We start from the raw sequence: 16,016 nt of genomic DNA, 5'->3' as shown, positions 1-16,016 counted from the left end.
TCAAGTACACTTGAGGTCAAATCGAGGAGGCCCGGATGAGCCCGCACGCACCCGACGAACCGCTGACGATCGGCGAGATGACCCGACGCACCGGAGTCGCCGCGTCCGCCCTGCACTTCTACGAGACGCTCGGGCTCATCGCGTCCACCCGCACCCCCGGCAACCAGCGCCGCTACGCCCGGCACATGCTGCGCCGCGTCTCCCTGATCACGGTCGCCAAGCGCCTCGGCATCCCGCTGTCCGACGTGCAGGCGGCCTTCGCCGACGTGCCGCTGACCGAAACCCCGAGCCACGCCGACTGGCAGCGGGCATCCCGACGTTGGAAGCGCGAACTCGAGAAGCGCCGCGAGGGCATCGAGCGCCTCGAACGCGAGCTCACCGGATGCATCGGCTGCGGCTGCCTGTCGATGAAGGCCTGCGGTCTGCTCAACCCCGACGACGCGCTCGGCACCCAGGGCTCAGGCCCCCGCCGCCTCGACGCCTAGCCCCCTCTCCCCCTCATCTCCAGGTCGAGACCCCCGCTGGTCGTCGACACCCCCGTGCACAGACGTCTATGGGAGGGGGTGCGGACGACCAGCGGGGGTCTCGGCAGGAACCAGGAACCAGGAACCAGGAAACAGGAACCAGGAACTACACGACCTCGAAGTCCGCGGCGAGGAGCACGTCGTCGCGCGAGCTGGGGCCGACCAACAGCTCGAACGCGCCGGCCTCGACCAGACGCGTGCCCGCGGCATCCACGATCGTGCAGTCGGCGACCGGCAACTCCACACGGACGCGTGCGGACTCCCCGGGCGCGAGCTCGACCTGACGGTAGGCCTTGAGCTCCTTGTCGGTCCAACTCACGCTGGTCACCGCATCGCGCACATACACCTGCACGGTCTCGCGCACCGGCCGCGTGCCCGTGTTCGTCACCGTGACCCGGCCGACGATCGTGTCCGCCTCCTCCAGCGAGGTCGCCTCGAGCTCCAGGTCGGAGTACTCGACGGTCGTGTACGACAGTCCCTCACCGAACGCCCACGTCGGTGACTGTGTGAGGTCGGCGTACCGGTCGCCGTGCTGTCCGCGGATCTGGTTGTAGTACGTCGGCTGCTGGCCCACGTGCCGGGCGAACGAGATGGGCAGGCGGCCCGACGGCTCGACCGCGCCGGAGATGATCTCGGCGAGCGCACGCCCGCCCTGCATGCCGGGGTTCGCCGCCCAGATCACGGCGGCAGCCTTCGACGCGGATGCCGGGAGCACGAGCGGCTTGGAGGCCAGCAGCACCACGACGACGGGCTTCCCCGTCGCGATGAGCGCATCGATCAAGGCGTTCTGCCCGCCGATGAGCTCCAGCGTCGCGGTGGAACGACCCTCGCCGACGAGCTCGATCCGGTCCCCGACCACGGCCACGACGACGTCCGCATCGGCTGCCGCGGCGACGGCCTCGGCGATCAGCTCGGCATCCGGAGCGCAGGGCTGCACGACCGGTGGACGCGGCTGCTTGTCGGGGAAGAACGGTCCCTGCGGGTCTTCCTGCAGGGTGAGGATGTCCGCGCCCCGGGCGTGCGTGACCGTCCAGCCGTCGACCGCGCGCAGTCCGTCGAGCACGGTCGTGATCATCTCGCGGGGCTGACCGTCGAGCCACCCGGCTTGCCCCGATCCCCCGGCCCAGTCCCCGAGCTGCGTCTGCGCGTCGTCCGCCAGAGGACCGACCACGGCCACCCGCACCGGGGCGGCGGCGTCGAGCGGCAGGAGGCCGTCGTTCTCGAGCAGCACGATCGACCGGCGTGCCGTCTCCAGGTTCAGCTCCGCGTGCGCGGCGCTGCCGACCACCTCGTCGAGCCCCGCACCGGGGAGGCGCGGGTTCTCGAAGAGACCGAGCTCGAACTTGAGGGTGAGGATGCGCGCGGCCGCCGCATCGAACGCGTCCTCCGGGAGCATGCCCGCAGCGACCGCGTCCAGGGCACCTTCGTAGAACCCCGGCGTGGTCATGATCATGTCGTTTCCGGCCCGCACGGCCGCGGCGGCCGCATGCGTGATGTCAGGCTGGATCCGCTGCTCCCACACCATCCGTCCGACGTTGTCCCAGTCCGTGATGAGGGTGCCGGTGTACCCCCACTCCCCGCGCAGGACGTCGCTGAGCAGCCAGTCGTTGGTGGTGATCGGCACCCCGTCAGTGGTCTGGTAGCCGAGCATGAAGGTGCGGCAGCCCTCGCGGGCGACGCGCTCGAACGGAGGCAGGAACCAGGAGCGGAGCTTGCGCCGCGAGATGTCGGCCTCGCTGGCATCGCGTCCGCCCTGGGTCTCGGAGTATCCGGCGAAGTGCTTGGCCGTCGCGAGGATCGCCGTGGGGTCGTCGAGCCCCTCCCCCTGGTATCCGCGCACCATCGCGGAGGCGAGTTCCCCGATCAGGAACGGATCCTCACCGAAGGTCTCGCTGATGCGGCCCCACCGCAGGTCGCGGGCGATGCACAGCACCGGCGAGAACGTCCAGTGGATGCCGGTGATCGCGACCTCCTCGGCCGTCGCACGGGCCACGCGTTCGAGCAGATCGGGGTCCCACGTCGCGGCCATGCCGAGCTGAGTGGGATAGATCGTCGCCCCGGGCCAGAACGAGTGCCCGTGGATGCAGTCCTCGCCCACCAACAGCGGGATGCGGAGGCGGGTCTGCGCCGTGAGCTGGTTCGCGCGCAGGATCCGCTCGGGCGAGGTGTGCAGGATCGAGCCCGCGTGGCGGCGTGCGACGTGATCGTCGAGGTCGTCGCGGGCGTCGAGCTGCAGCATCTGCCCGACCTTCTCCTCGAGCGTCATACGGCCGAGGAGGTCGGCCACACGTTCGGGGATCGAGAGCGCGGGGTCCTGGTACGGGAGCTGGGTGGTCAGAGTCTGAGAGGTCATCACGGGGTGTTCCGGGTCGAAGTCGGCGAGGGATCGGAGTTCTTCTGCGGCAGGGGCACGCTGCGGACGGCCGTGACGGCGTCGTTCACGTTCAGCCCCTTCTTCTTCATGGCCCTGGCCCGCTCGCCCGCCGAACGCAGGCGCGGGTTGACGTACTCGTCGATGCCGAAGTTGATGAGCGAGAGGGCGACGCCGATGATGGCGATGCAGAGTCCGGCCGGCACGTACCACCACCACAGGCGCGGGAAGGCGCCGTTCTGCTGGGCCCAGAACAGGACGGTCCCCCAGTTCAGGTTGCTCACCGGGATCACCCCGATGAAGGCCAGCGTGGTGAGACCGAGGATCGCGGCGGTCACGGTGCCGACGAAGCTCGAAGCGATCAGGGCCATGAGGTTGGGTAGCATCTCGACCGTGATGATCCGGCGCAGAGGCTCGCCGTTGGCGCGGGCGGCCTGGATGAAGTCGCGGTTGCGCAGCGACATCGTCTGGGCACGGAGCACGCGCGCCCCCCATGCCCAGCCCGTGATGCCGAGCACGGCGGCGATCACGATCAGCGGCGGGTTGTCGAACTGCGAGGCGATGATGATGATGAGCGGGATACCCGGGATCACCAGGAACACGTTGGTCAGCGCCGACAGCGATTCACTCTTCCAGCCGCGCACGTAGCCGGCGATCACACCGATCGTGATCGCGATGATCGTGGCGATGAAGGCTGCGAGGAAGCCGACGACGATGACGCCGCGCGTGCCATAGATGATCTGGCTCAGCACGTCCTCGCCCATGTGCGTCGTCCCCAGCCAGTGCTCCCACGAAGGGGGCTGCCGGAGCGCCGTGCGATCCTTCTGGGTCGGTCCGTACGGGGCGATCCACGGAGCGAGGATCGCGACGAGCACGAACACACCGAGGATGATCAGCCCGGCGATCGACTTGGGGTTGCGGAACATCGCGAACGCCTGACCCAGCTGCGACCAGAAGGTCTTGCGCGGTGGCGCGGCGGCCGGCCGCGTGCGCAGCGTGGCGGTCTCGGGCATGCCGGAGACGACGGCCGACCCGTCGGGTGCGGTGCTCTCGGTGGTGGTGGGAACGGTCATGTCAGGACTCCATCTGGCGGGTGCGCGGATCGAGGTAGGCGTAGACGACATCCGCGAGGATGTTGGCCACGAGCACCGACAGGGTGATCACGAGGAACACGCCCTGCATGAGGGCGAAGTCCTTGGCGTTGGTCGCATCGAGCAGGAGCTTGCCCACGCCCGGATAGCTGAAGACCATCTCCATCACGATCGTGCCGCCGACGATGAAGCCGATCGACAGCGCGAAGCTCTGGATCTGCGGCAGCACCGCGTTGCGGGCGGCATAGCCCCACAGCACGCGCTTGTTGGGCATGCCCTTGGCCTGGGCCACCGTGATGTAGTCATCGTCGAGCACGGTCAGCATCATGTTGCGCATGCCGAGCACCCATCCGCCGAGCGAGGCGACCACGATCGTCAGGGCGGGCAGTGTGCCGTGCATGATCACCTGACCGATGAAGTCGAAGCTCCACTCCGGGGATTGCCCCTTGTCGTAGGCGTGCGAGGAGGGGAACCACTTCAGGGTCGACGAGAAGATCGCGATCGCGATGAGCCCGAGCCAGAAGTAGGGGATCGTGTTGAAGAAGGTCGTCACGGGGATGATCGCGTCGAGCCTGCTGCCGCGCCTCCATCCGACGACGGCACCGGCGATCGTGCCGATCGTGAAGGAGATGATCGTCGCGATGCCGACCAGGCCGAGCGTCCACGGCAGTGCCGACGCGAGCACCTCGGCGACCGGCCGCAGCCCGTGCAGCGTCGAGATGCCGAGGTCGCCGCGCAGCAGCATCCCCCAGTACTCGAGGTACTGCTGCCAGATCGACTTGTCGGTGTCGATGCCGAGCAGGATGCGTAGTGCTTCCTCGGCCTCCGGGCTCACGCTGCGGTTGCGCGCGAGGTAGGAGCTGACCGCGTCGCCCTTCATGAGGCGCGGGAGGAAGAAGTTGATCGTGATGGCCGCCCAGAGCGTGAACAGGTAGAAACCGGCACGCCCGGCGAAGAAGCGCCACGGGATCTTCCGGCGTCCACGTTCCGCGACGGTCGCCGTGGTGCCGACCTCGAGGGCGTCGCGGGACGTGAGCTCGTCGTCGAGCCGGGGGAGAGCGGCGCTCACAGCGCACCTCCCATCGAGGTCGCAAAGTGTTTGTCCGGGTCGGGCGACGCGGCGCGCAGCTCCCGCGTGTACGGATCCTGCGGGTTGAGGATCACCTCGTCGGCGGCGCCGTACTCCACGACCCGGCCCTGATTGAGGACCATGATCTCGTCGCTGAAGTGACGGGCGGTGGCGAGGTCATGGGTGATGTAGAGCACGCCGAGCCCCTCCTCACGTTGCAGGTCGGCGAGCAGGTTCAGCACACCGAGGCGGATCGAGACGTCGAGCATCGACACGGGCTCGTCGGCGACGAGGAGCGAAGGGCGGGACGCGAGGGCGCGGGCGATGGCGACCCGCTGTCGCTGTCCGCCGGAGAGCTCGTGCGGACGCCGGTCGATCACGGTGTCCGGGTCGAGCCGGACCCTGCTGAGCAGACGGCGCACCTCGGCCTCGGTCTCCCCCTTGGGCACCACGTCATCGAGGCGGATCGGCCGCTCCAGGTGGTAACGGATCGAGTGGTAAGGGTTGAGGGAGGCGAACGGGTCCTGGAACACCATGCGCAACTGCTGCCGGTACTTCCGCAGCCCCTTGCCGCGGCGCGGGATCGGCACGCCGTCGAGCAGCACCTGTCCACTGGTCGGGGTCTCGAGCTGGGTGAGGATCTTCGCGATCGTGGACTTGCCGCTGCCGGACTGACCGACCAGGCCGATCGTCTGCCCGGAGATCAGCGTGAAGCTCACAGCGTCGAGCGCTTTGAGCTGGCCGGCACCGCGGACGTTGTACGTCTTCGTGATGTTCCGGAATTCGAGGGTGGTCATCGCACCAGCACCCCTCTCTCCCCGGTCAACCGGGGGAACGACGACAGCAGTGTCTTCGTGTAGTCGTGCTCGGGCCGCGTCCAGATGCGCTCGGCGGTGGCGAGCTCGATGATCTCGCCCTCCCGCATGATCGCGATCCGGTCGCTGATCTCCAGGAGGAGGGGGAGGTCGTGGGTGATGAAGATCACCGAGAAGCCGAACTCGTGCCGCAGCTGCGAGATCTGCGTGAGGATCTCGCGCTGCACCAGCACATCGAGGGCGGTGGTCGGCTCGTCCATGACCATCAGCTGCGGGCGCAGCGCGAGGGCCATCGCGATCATGACGCGCTGGCGCATGCCGCCGGAGAGCTCATGGGGGAAGGAGCGGATGCGCTGGCGCCCGACCTTGACGATCTCGAGCAGTTCCTCGGCCTCGGCATGCCGCTGCCGGCGGTTCATGTCGGGGCGATGGATCTCGAAGACGTCCTCCAGCTGCGAGCCGATCGTCGCGACCGGGTTCAGGGCGTTCATCGCGCCCTGGAACACCATCGAGACCTTGTCCCAACGGAACCGCTGCATCGCGTCCACGTCGAGCGCGTCGATGTCGATGTCGACGCCGGTCGCATCGTGGAAGGTCACACTGCCGCCGGTGATCACGGCCGGCGCACGCAACAGGCGCTGGACTCCGTAGGCGAGTGTGGTCTTGCCGCACCCGCTCTCACCGGCGAGACCGAGGATCTCGCCGCGCTGCAGTTCGAGGTTCACGTTCTTCACCGCCTCGACGGGCGGATCGACGTCGTACACGACCGAGAAGTCGCGCACGCTGAGGAGAGGGTCTGGCATGGTGATGTCTTTCGTCGGCGGAGAAGGGGAGCCCGGGGTCGTCCACCCGGGCTCCCCACCCGGTGCTTACTCGGCGGGCTTCAGCTTCGTGAGGATCTGCACGATGTTCTGCTGCGTCGGGTCGGCCGACGCGTACGGGTCCTCCTCCGAGGGCCATCCGACGTAGTTGCGGGTGTTGAACTCGCCCAGCAGCGGGTGCGCCCCCAGCGGGATGGCCGGCACCTGCTCAGCGAAGATCGTCTGCAACGTGTCGAGTGCCGCGGTGCGCTCCTCATCCGACGACGCGTTCGCGTAGGAGTTCAGGGCTGCCGTCGCCTCCGGGTCGTCGAAGCGACCGAAGTTGAAGCCGGCCTTGCCGTCCGAGATCCAGCGCGGGTCCATGGTCGAGGTGTAGAGGCCGTAGGCGGTCCCGCTGTCCTCGAGCCAGTGGATGATCGCGGAGAACGTGCCGTTGTCGCGAGGATCGGCCCAGCCGCCCCAGTCGGGCATGTCGATCTTGACCTCGGCGCCGATGGCCTCGGTGACGTCTTCGGCGATGAGCTCCTGCGCGGTGTTCCAGTCGCTCCAGCCCGAGGGGACCGACAGCGTGAACGACACGGGGGCACCGTCGGGGTCGATCAGCGCGTCGTCCTTCCAGGTGTAGCCGGCGGTCTCGAGCAGGTCGCGGGCCTTCTCTGCATCGACCGAGTAGTCCACGTCCGTGAACTCGGGCTGGATCTCGTCTTCGAGGATCGACGAGAGCCCGGTCACCGACCACACGGCCTCGCTGGCACCCTCGCGGGCGATGTCGACGTAGGCGTCGCGGTCGATCACCCAGGCGAGCGCCTGGCGGAAGGCCGGGTCGTCGAACGGCTTCTGCTGCAGGTTCATGAACAGCGTCGCCGAACCGGTGGTGGGAGCGGCCCAGAACTTGTTGTGCTCGGGGTCGACCGACAGGAACTGCTCCTCGATCTGCGGGATGAACGCCTGCGCCCAGTCGGCGTCGCCGTTGGCGAGAGCGGTGGTCAGCGCCGTGTTGTCGCCGTAGGAGACGTAGTGCAGCTCGGGAACGGCCAGATCGCCGCCCCAGTAGTCGTCGCGGGCGTCGAGGGTGACCGATTCGGTCGACCAGTTCGAGAGGACGTAGGGTCCGGTACCCACCAGGTCGTCGCCCTTGACGGGGTCGGTGGCCGGGTCGTCGAGGTTCTCCCAGATGTGCTTCGGCACGATCGGCACGTGCAGGGCGCGGGCCTGGTTGACGTACTTCGAGGCGGCGAAGGTCAGCACGACCTTGTCGCCGTCGACGGCAGCGCTGTCGAGCTGGAGGCCCGCGGTGTCGAGGGCGGGGGTGGAGGCGAGCTCGTAGGAGTAGACGATGTCGTCGGCGGTGAAGGGCTCGCCGTCGCTCCAGGTGACGTCGGCACGGGGAACGACCGTGAGCTGCGTGTAGTCGTCGTTCCATTCCAGACTCTCGGCGAGCCACGGGGTGACCCCGCGGTCGCCGGTCTGGTTCACGAGGGCGAGGGTCTCGAAGATCACCTTGCCGTAGCCGTACTTCGAGGCGGACGAGTCGCCGACGTAGGGGTTGTTCGATTCGGTGGTGATCGCGCCGTCGGGCTTCGCGATCGTGAGCGAGGCGGAACCGGCACCGCTGCCGGACTCGTCGCCCCCTCCTCCTGCGGAGCATCCGGCGAGGGCCGAGATACCGAGGGCGGTGATCGCGGTCGCCGCGATCAGAGATTTCCTGAGCTTCATTGCTTCTCCTTGGGCACGGTCTTTGTGCTGCGGCACCGGCGGAGGCTGCTGCGCCGGTCTGGTGTGATTCGCTTACTGTCGAGAAAGTAAGTTTCAGTGAGGTTACCGAGTAGTAAGTTGGATCGCAAGCACGGCTCGGCAATGGAGGAACGGCGATGGCAGACAGCGACCAGACGGTGCGCGTGCGCCCGGCGACGCTCGCGAAACGCGAGCAGATCCTCAAGGCGGCCATCGAGATCTTCGGGAACAAGGGATCGACGAACGGCACACTGGCCGACGTCGCGGAACAGGTCGGCATCACGCACGCCGGCGTGCTCCACCACTTCGGGTCGAAGCAGAAGCTGCTGCTCGAGGTGCTCGCCTACCGCGATCAGGACGACGTGGCGGGGCTCGCGCAGAAGCACATCCCCGGCGGACCGGAGCTGTTCCTGCACCTCGTGCGCACCGCGTTCACGAATGCGAAGCGCCCCGGCATCGTGCAGGCGTACACGGTGCTCTCCGCGGAATCCGTGACCGATGACCATCCGTCGCGCCCGTTCTTCGAAGAGCGCTACACGACGCTTCGCCGCGAGGTGACGGACGCCTTCCACGAGCTGTGCGCCCAGGAGGGCGTGAGCGATCCGCGCCGCATCGCCGACGCGGCCGCCGCGATCCTGGCCGTGATGGACGGCCTGCAGTTGCAGTGGCTCCTGCATCCGGAGGTCGTGGAGCTCGGCGAGACGAGCGAGTTCGCGATCCGCGCCATCGTCAACGCCGTGCTGCATCCCGGGCCGGAGCTGGAGACATACGCGCACGACACGGACGGCTGACGGCCCCGACACGCCCGACTAGGCTCGGGCCATGACGATCGACCTCGAAGCGCTCTACATCGACCTGCACCAGCACCCCGAGCTCTCGTTCCAGGAGACGCGCACCGCGGGCATCGCCGCCCGGCATCTGCGCGATCTCGGCCTCGAGGTGGAGGAGGGCGTCGGGGTCACCGGGGTCGTGGGCCTTCTCCGCAACGGCGATGGCCCCGTGGTGTGGGTGCGCGCCGACATGGACGCTCTCCCGGTCGAGGAGCAGACCGGCCTCTCGTATGCGAGCACCGCGAAGGGCGTCGACCCCGCGGGCACCACCGTCCCCGTCATGCACGCCTGTGGCCACGACATGCACGTCACCGCCATGATCGGCGCCGTGGAGAGGCTCGTCGCGGAGCGCTCCGACTGGTCGGGAACCCTCGTCGTACTGATCCAGCCCGCCGAGGAGTACGGGGCCGGGGCGCGCGCCATGCTCGACGACGGCATCCTCGACCGCTACCCCCGTCCCGACATCGTGCTCGGCCAGCACGTGACCCCGCTCCCCGCGGGCATCGTCGGGGTGCGCAGCGGGACGCAGATGGCCGCCTCCGACGGGCTCACGGTGACCCTGCACGGCCGCGGCGGACACGGCTCGCGCCCGCACGCCACGATCGACCCGGTGGTGATGGCCGCGGCCACCGTGATGCGCCTGCAGACCATCGCCTCGCGCGAGATCGATCCGCAGGGCGTCGCGGTCGTGACCGTCGGCTCGATCCACGCCGGGCTCAAGAACAACATCATCCCGGCCGAGGCGAAGCTCGAGCTCAGCCTGCGCTACCCGAACGAGGAAGCACGCGAGAAGGTGCTCGCGAGCGTGGAGCGCATCGTGCGGGCCGAGGCCACCGCATCCGGGGCCGAGCGCGAGCCGGAGATCCGCACCGACCACACCCTGCCCGCCACGATCAACGATGAGGATGCCACGGCCCGCGTCACGACCGCGATCCAGCGGGCCCTCGGCGAGGCGTCCGTCATCGACCCCGGCATGTTCACCGGCAGCGAGGACGTGTCCTGGTTCGCGCGCGACGCCGGCGTGCCTCTCGTGTTCTGGTTCTGGGGCGGCGTCGACCCCGCACGGTTCGCCGAGGCGGTCGCCGCGGGTCGACTCGAGCAGGACATCCCGACGAACCACTCGCCGTTCTTCGCGCCCGAGATCCACCCGACGATCGAGGTCGGCGTGACCGCCCTGTCGGCCGCGGCCCGGGAGTTCCTGGACTGAGGCGGACGCGAATCGCCCTACAGCTCGTCGAGGTACTGCGCCCGGGCTTTCATCGCGTGAATGATCAGCTCGTAACCGTCGTCGTAGATCAACACCACGAGCTCCAGGAGGCGGCCAGCAGGGTCGGCGGCGATCATGAGCCAACGGCGCGGGTCGTCTTCATCGTCGAGCGGGCGCGACTGCAGGACGTGCTCGACCGCATAGAGCACGGAAGAGTCGTCGAGCTGGTCGCGCCGGTAGTGTTTGCGGGCCGATCGGTGCAGGTCAGGCAACGTGTGCCCACTCGCGCACTGCGGCGCGAATCGCCTCCGAACGCGTGGCGATGCCCTCCGCCTCAGCGCGCGCTGTCAGGGCCGCGATCGTGGACGCATCGAGCCGCACGGGGATCACCGCGCCGGGGCCATCGCCCACGGTCGGTCGACCTCGACGCGGCTTCGGGAGTTTCGACAGGTCGTACCCGGCCTCGGCCTCGTCGGCCCACGCCTGAATCTGCTCGTCCGGGACGGGCTTTCCATTCAGCAGGTGCTCGCTCATGCGAATAGCGTATACGAAAATGTCCTATTTGTGTATACGAAAAGGTGCCTGGTCGTTGTCGACTGCCGCGGTCACGGGACAGTCTGTTGCGCGCCCAGGAAGACGTGCAGGCCGAGCGCGTTCCGCGGGGGAGGTGGGGCCGCAGAAAGATGGTGATTCAGCAGGCCGACGACCTCGCCGGGAATCGGGTCGATCGCGTTGGCCTTCTTCACGTCCTGGGAGCCGAAGCCGGCCAAGAGCGTCACAGACCCCCCATCCCTGCTTCTCACCTCGACACGGGCGTAGTCCGTGTCGAGGCGGATCAGCACACGAGCGATGGAGGCCCAAGGGAGCGCTCGCTCCGCCCCAGCACCGATGATCCGGATCCCCCGGTCATCCCACTCGACGACGTAACGCTTCCTCTGCCAGGCGAAGATCCACAAGAGGGCGAGCACGATGACGACAGCCAAGCCACCGGCGACCAGGACGACGTCGGAGCGGCCGAGCATGGAGTCGGTCTCGACGGAGATCGCAATCAACGCCGCCGTGGCAGCAGCCCCGCCCACGAGCACGCAGCCGACGATGATCGCGACGAGCTGGCGCAGGGAGACCCGAGTCGCCCGGATGGTCAACCGATACCCGGCACGCCCCTGCCCGATCTGCTCCCACATCCGTTCAGCCCCCGTTCCGTCGATACGTCGACTCAGCCGCCGATCGCGTTCATGCCGCGCGCCGGTTGCAGGAATGAGGGGTCGTTGATCGCGTGCCCCGGGAGCTTGCCGTGCACACAGGAGCGCAGCATCTCGGCGATCCCGGCGGAGCGGGCACCCGGCGCAGAGGCCGACTCCCCGCGCAGCACCTCGATGAGGTCGTACTCGACGTTCGAGAACAGGCAGTTGCGCAGCTGGCCGTCGGCAGTCAGGCGCAGACGGTCGCACGCACCGCAGAACGGGGCGGTGACCGAGGCGATCACCCCGACCTCGTGCGGTCCGCCGTCGATCCGCCACTTCTCTGCAGGTGCTCCCCCACGCCCCTCGACCGGATCGAGATGCCAGCGCTCCCCCAGCGACGCGAGGATCTCCTCGCGCGTGACCATGGACGCCCGGTCCCAGGTGTGTCCGGCGTCGAGCGGCATCTGTTCGATGAAGCGCAGCTGCGCGCCCACACCCATCGCGAACTCCACGAGATCGACCAGCTCGTCGTCGTTGACGCCGCGCATCGCGACCGCATTGAGCTTGAGCGGACGGAGCTCCGAGGCCGCAGCCGCGGCGATGCCCTCGAACACGTCGTCGAGGCGGTCACGGCGGGTCAGGTCGGCGAAGCGCTGACGGTTCACCGTGTCGATGCTGATGTTGAGGCGCGTGAGTCCGGCCTCGATCAGCGCCGGGAGTTTCTGGGCGAGGCTGATGCCGTTGGTCGTCATGGCGACCTCGACGGGTCCGTCCTCGCCTTCGATGCGGGAGACGCGTCGCACGACCTCGACGATGTCGGCCCTCAGGAGCGGTTCGCCACCGGTGAGGCGGAACGTGCGGATGCCGAGAGCGGCGGCCACCTCGGCGACCTCGACGATCTCATCCGTGGAGAGGATGCTCGTGCGGGCGAGCCACTCGTTCCCCTGCTCCGGCATGCAGTACGTGCAGCGCAGCGAGCAGCGGTCGGTGAGCGAGATGCGCAGATCCCGGTGCACCCGGCCGTGCGTGTCGACGAGACCTGCTTCGACGGCAGAGTGGCCAGGGCTCTGCGCCGTCGGACCGGCGTGCGGCGGGCGCACACCGATCACCACCGGCACGGCCGTCATCGCGCTCCGCCACTCCCCGTCATCGTTCGAGACTAACCCGCCGCTTCCCCCCTCGGGGCCGAAACACCTGAGGTTCCCGTCGCGATATGGCAGCCCATATGCGCGTGAGGGCTGTCATATCGCGACGGGAGCGACGGGAGCGACGGAGGCGACGGACGCGGGGACGAACCGCACGCCGGCAGGATCGACGCGCAGGTGCACCTCGTCGCCCACCACGAGGTCGACGGCGTCCGCCAGCGAGGTGTCGACCTGACAGTGCTCGGTGTGCAGGCGGACTCCCGTGAGGATGGGCTCGAGTCGGAGGATCCGGCTGGACCACGCGTGCGGGTCGTCAGCTGGCTCGATGCGCACCGCGGCGGGACGGAACACCGCGGCGAGCGGTGAGCCATCGACCGCGGCGAGCGCGAGCGACTCAGGGTCCGTGCTTCCGAGACGCAGACCTCCCCCGCGCCAGCCCCCGTCCGCGGCGACGCCCACCAGCCGGTTGACACCTGCGATCGCAGCGATGAAGCCCGAAGCGGGTGCCGACAGCACCTCGCGGACGGGCCCGTGCTGCGTGACCAGCCCCGCCTCGATCACCAGGAGCCGATCGGCGAGGGCGACAGCATCCGCAGCATCGTGCGTGACCGCGATCGTGGTGATCCCCGCCAGCTGATCACGCAGCATCTGTCGGATGTCGCCGGCCGTCGCCGGATCGAGCGCGACCAGCGGTTCGTCGAGCAGCACGGCGCGTGGCGACGCGGCGAGCGCTCGGGCGACCGCGACGCGCTGCCCCTCGCCACCGGAGAGCTCGCGCGGCATGCGGTCCCCCGCCCCCGGGAGTCCGACGCGTGCGAGCCATTCGTCGGCCGAGTCTCGTGCCGCGCGGACGTCCTGCCCGACGGCACGAGGACCAAAGGCGACATTCTCGCGCACGGACAAGTGGGGGAACAGCCGCGCTTCCTGCCCGAGCAGCACGATGCCGCGGTTCATGGGAGCTGTCCGCACACGAGGTGTGGCCACGCGGTCGACCACGCGTCCCGCGACCTCGATCTCCCCGGCGGTCAACGGCTCGAGGCCCGCGAGCGCCTGCAGCAGAGTCGACTTGCCCGCGCCGCTCGGCCCCATGATGGCGACGGTCTCCCCTACCGAGACCTGCACCGAAACGTCGACGGCGAAGTGCTCACGGTCGACCACGACGTGCGCACGCAGGCCTCCGCCGCCGACAGCCCGGCCCGTCGAGGAGGTCATCGCGTCGCCCCCGGCCGCCAGCCGCGGACGAGCAGCAGCACGACGATCGCCGTGGCGAGCAGCAGCAGCGCGAGGGCGACCGCCGTGCCCTGCGACACTCCGGCCCCGTTGAACGCGGTGTAGATCGCGAGCGGCATGGTCTGGGTGACGCCGGGCCGGTTCCCTGCGAACAGGGCCGTCGCACCGAACTCGCCGATGGCCCGCGCGAAGCACAGGACGACACCCGCGACGATGCCCGGCGCGGCCAACGGCAGGGTGATCCGTCGCAGGATCGTCCATCGTCCGGCGCCGAGCGCCGCCGCCGTGCGCTCGTAGTCCACGCCCGAAGTGCGTACCGCACCCTCCACGGCCAGCACGAGGAACGGCAGCGCGACGAACGTCTGCGCCAGGATGACGGCCGGCGTGCTGAAGGACAGGCCGAGCCCACCGAGCCAGCCCGCACGTCCGAACAGGTACAGCAGCGCGACACCGCCCACCATCGGCGGCAGCACCAGCGGAACCGTGACGACGGCGCGGAGTACGGCAGCCAGCCGCGGCCCGGAGCGGGCGATCCACAGCGCGAGCGGTACGCCGATCAGGATGCACAGCACCGTGGCCACCAGGCCGGTGCCGAGCGAGAGCGTGAGCGCAGAGAGCGCGGCCTCCGAGGTCACGTCCGCGAGGAACGTCGACCACTGCACGCGCGCGACGAGCGCGGTGAGCGGCAGGATCAGGAACGCCAGGCCGACCAGGGCCGGTACGGCGAGTGCACGGGGCGCGTACCCTCGATCACCTCCCCCGCTCATGGTGCTCCGAAGCCGAAGTCGGCCAGGATGCTGCGCCCCGCATCCGCCCGCACGAACGCCACGAATGCCTCCGCCGCCGTGGCGTTCGGAGCATCGGAGAGCACGGCGATCGGGTAGTGGTTGACGACCTCGTCGGCGCCGTCCGGCACGATCACCTCGACGTCGTCGCGGCCGATCACATCGGTGGCGTACACGAGTCCGGCGTCGGCTTCGGACGCGGCGACCTTCGTGAGCACGGCCGACACGTTCTGCTCGAGGCTCGCCGGGTCGACCGTGACCTCGGCCGCGGACAGCAGCGTCGCGGACGCCGCACCGCACGGCACCTCCGGCGCACACAGCACGGTGGTGACGTCGGCGAGATCCGCCAGCGCCTCGACGTCACCCGGGTTTCCGGACGGAACCACGATCACCAGGGTGTTGGATGCGAACAGCGCGGGCTCAGCCACGACGTCCGCCGCCTTGTCCATGTTCGCCTCGTCGGCCGAAGCGAACACGTCGGCGGGAGCACCTTCGAGGATCTGGGTGACGAGCGTCGAAGAACCGTCGTACACCGGACGGAACCGCACGTCCGGGTTCTCGGCCATGAAGGCCTCCCCGATCGCATCGAAGGCTCCGGCGAGGGATGCCGCGGCGTAGACCGTGAGCTCTCCGCGCACGCCATCCGTGGCCCCCGACGGTGAGGACGTGTCCTCAGCTGTGCCCGCACAGCCCGTGAGCACGAGGCAGGCAGCGGCGAGGAGAGCGAGCGTGGAGCGGCGCAGCAGGCGGTTCATGTCAGCCGTTCGGGATCTCGACGACGACCTGGGTCGCCTTGACGGAAGCGGTGGCGAGGGAGCCGACCTCGAGCCGCAGATCCCGCGCCGCCTCGGACGACATCAGCGACACCACACGATGCGGTCCGGACTGGATGTCGACCTGGGCCATGAGGCCTTCGACCTGCACGCGCGTGACGATGCCGACGAAGCGGTTGCGCGCACTGGAGAGCACATCTCCGGCGTTCCTCGCCTCCTCCGCGAGCTCGACCGCGCGCGCTGCGAGGGCATCACCGGGGATCTCGGTCGGTGTCGCCTCCGTCACCGGAAGCAGTCCCTGATCGATCCAGCGACGGACGGTGTCATCGCTCACGCCGAGCAACTGCGCGGCACGGGCGATCCGGTAGGTCTGCATGCGAAGAATCTACCGCAGATGCGGAGTTTCCCGGAGGCTCCATCCGCTTTCGCGGTCATCG

The 16,016-nt window shown here is 69.0% G+C and carries 17 protein-coding genes; 3 read left to right on the top strand and 14 right to left on the bottom strand.

Annotation, left to right across the window (positions count from 1 at the left end):
* The first annotated feature begins 35 nt into the window (after positions 1-35).
* The gene (gene soxR / locus E0W80_RS08170; protein WP_047524863.1) at positions 36-485 is read left to right on the top strand and encodes a redox-sensitive transcriptional activator SoxR; all 450 of its coding nucleotides are present in this window, start codon (positions 36-38) and stop codon (positions 483-485) included.
* 145 nt (positions 486-630) lie between these two features.
* Here soxR and E0W80_RS08165 read toward each other — a convergent pair whose 3' ends face one another.
* From E0W80_RS08165 to E0W80_RS08140, 6 genes are all read right to left on the bottom strand, one after another.
* The gene (locus E0W80_RS08165) at positions 631-2,877 is read right to left on the bottom strand and encodes a glycoside hydrolase family 3 N-terminal domain-containing protein (RefSeq protein ID WP_205802322.1); all 2,247 of its coding nucleotides are present in this window, start codon (positions 2,875-2,877) and stop codon (positions 631-633) included.
* Positions 2,877-3,968, bottom strand: a complete 1,092-nt coding sequence (locus E0W80_RS08160; protein WP_205802321.1) for an ABC transporter permease — start codon at positions 3,966-3,968, stop codon at positions 2,877-2,879. The genes E0W80_RS08165 and E0W80_RS08160 overlap by 1 nt, the downstream gene beginning before the upstream one ends.
* 1 nt (position 3,969) lies before the next feature.
* The gene (locus E0W80_RS08155) at positions 3,970-5,055 is read right to left on the bottom strand and encodes an ABC transporter permease (protein WP_131492047.1); all 1,086 of its coding nucleotides are present in this window, start codon (positions 5,053-5,055) and stop codon (positions 3,970-3,972) included.
* Positions 5,052-5,852 carry an ATP-binding cassette domain-containing protein gene (locus E0W80_RS08150; protein ID WP_131492046.1) on the bottom strand — a complete coding sequence of 267 codons (801 nt, stop codon included), beginning with the start codon at positions 5,850-5,852 and terminating at the stop codon, positions 5,052-5,054. The genes E0W80_RS08155 and E0W80_RS08150 overlap by 4 nt, the downstream gene beginning before the upstream one ends.
* Positions 5,849-6,673: an ABC transporter ATP-binding protein gene (locus E0W80_RS08145; RefSeq protein ID WP_131492045.1), complete on the bottom strand. Its 825-nt coding sequence runs from the start codon at positions 6,671-6,673 to the stop codon at positions 5,849-5,851. The genes E0W80_RS08150 and E0W80_RS08145 overlap by 4 nt, the downstream gene beginning before the upstream one ends.
* A 66-nt stretch (positions 6,674-6,739) precedes the next feature.
* The gene (locus E0W80_RS08140) at positions 6,740-8,407 is read right to left on the bottom strand and encodes an ABC transporter substrate-binding protein (protein ID WP_131492044.1); all 1,668 of its coding nucleotides are present in this window, start codon (positions 8,405-8,407) and stop codon (positions 6,740-6,742) included.
* A 155-nt stretch (positions 8,408-8,562) separates the two neighbouring features.
* Between E0W80_RS08140 and E0W80_RS08135 the strand changes: the two genes are divergently transcribed.
* Positions 8,563-9,216 carry a TetR/AcrR family transcriptional regulator gene (locus tag E0W80_RS08135; protein WP_131492043.1) on the top strand — a complete coding sequence of 218 codons (654 nt, stop codon included), beginning with the start codon at positions 8,563-8,565 and terminating at the stop codon, positions 9,214-9,216.
* A gap of 31 nt (positions 9,217-9,247) precedes the next feature.
* Positions 9,248-10,462, top strand: coding sequence for an amidohydrolase (locus E0W80_RS08130; RefSeq protein ID WP_131492042.1), 1,215 nt, complete (start codon positions 9,248-9,250; stop codon positions 10,460-10,462).
* 17 nt (positions 10,463-10,479) lie between these two features.
* Here E0W80_RS08130 and E0W80_RS08125 read toward each other — a convergent pair whose 3' ends face one another.
* The 8 genes from E0W80_RS08125 to E0W80_RS08090 form a co-directional block, all read right to left on the bottom strand.
* Positions 10,480-10,734, bottom strand: coding sequence for a toxin (locus E0W80_RS08125; protein ID WP_131492041.1), 255 nt, complete (start codon positions 10,732-10,734; stop codon positions 10,480-10,482).
* Entirely contained in the window at positions 10,727-10,996 is a 270-nt protein-coding gene (locus E0W80_RS08120) for a ribbon-helix-helix domain-containing protein (protein ID WP_131492040.1), read from the bottom strand. Before E0W80_RS08120 ends, E0W80_RS08125 begins: the two co-directional genes overlap by 8 nt.
* A gap of 71 nt (positions 10,997-11,067) precedes the next feature.
* Positions 11,068-11,646 (bottom strand): hypothetical protein, encoded by a 579-nt coding sequence (locus E0W80_RS08115; RefSeq protein WP_131492039.1) that lies wholly within the window; start codon positions 11,644-11,646, stop codon positions 11,068-11,070.
* A gap of 32 nt (positions 11,647-11,678) precedes the next feature.
* A complete protein-coding gene (gene moaA, locus E0W80_RS08110) occupies positions 11,679-12,773 on the bottom strand; it encodes a GTP 3',8-cyclase MoaA (protein ID WP_131492038.1) in 1,095 nt (364 codons plus the stop codon).
* A 114-nt stretch (positions 12,774-12,887) separates the two neighbouring features.
* Positions 12,888-14,003 carry an ABC transporter ATP-binding protein gene (locus E0W80_RS08105; RefSeq protein ID WP_131492037.1) on the bottom strand — a complete coding sequence of 372 codons (1,116 nt, stop codon included), beginning with the start codon at positions 14,001-14,003 and terminating at the stop codon, positions 12,888-12,890.
* On the bottom strand, positions 14,000-14,788 hold the full coding sequence (gene modB, locus E0W80_RS08100) for a molybdate ABC transporter permease subunit (protein ID WP_047522926.1): 789 nt from the start codon (positions 14,786-14,788) through the stop codon (positions 14,000-14,002). The genes E0W80_RS08105 and modB overlap by 4 nt, the downstream gene beginning before the upstream one ends.
* Positions 14,785-15,561: a molybdate ABC transporter substrate-binding protein gene (gene modA / locus E0W80_RS08095; RefSeq protein WP_131492036.1), complete on the bottom strand. Its 777-nt coding sequence runs from the start codon at positions 15,559-15,561 to the stop codon at positions 14,785-14,787. Before modA ends, modB begins: the two co-directional genes overlap by 4 nt.
* A gap of 1 nt (position 15,562) precedes the next feature.
* Positions 15,563-15,955, bottom strand: a complete 393-nt coding sequence (locus E0W80_RS08090) for a TOBE domain-containing protein (protein WP_131492035.1) — start codon at positions 15,953-15,955, stop codon at positions 15,563-15,565.
* Positions 15,956-16,016 lie beyond the last annotated feature (61 nt).

It is taken from the genome of Microbacterium sp. PI-1 (assembly GCF_004337555.1).
Taxonomy (GTDB): Bacteria; Actinomycetota; Actinomycetes; order Actinomycetales; family Microbacteriaceae; genus Microbacterium; species Microbacterium aurugineum.
This window is presented reverse-complemented; position numbering and strand designations above follow the sequence as displayed.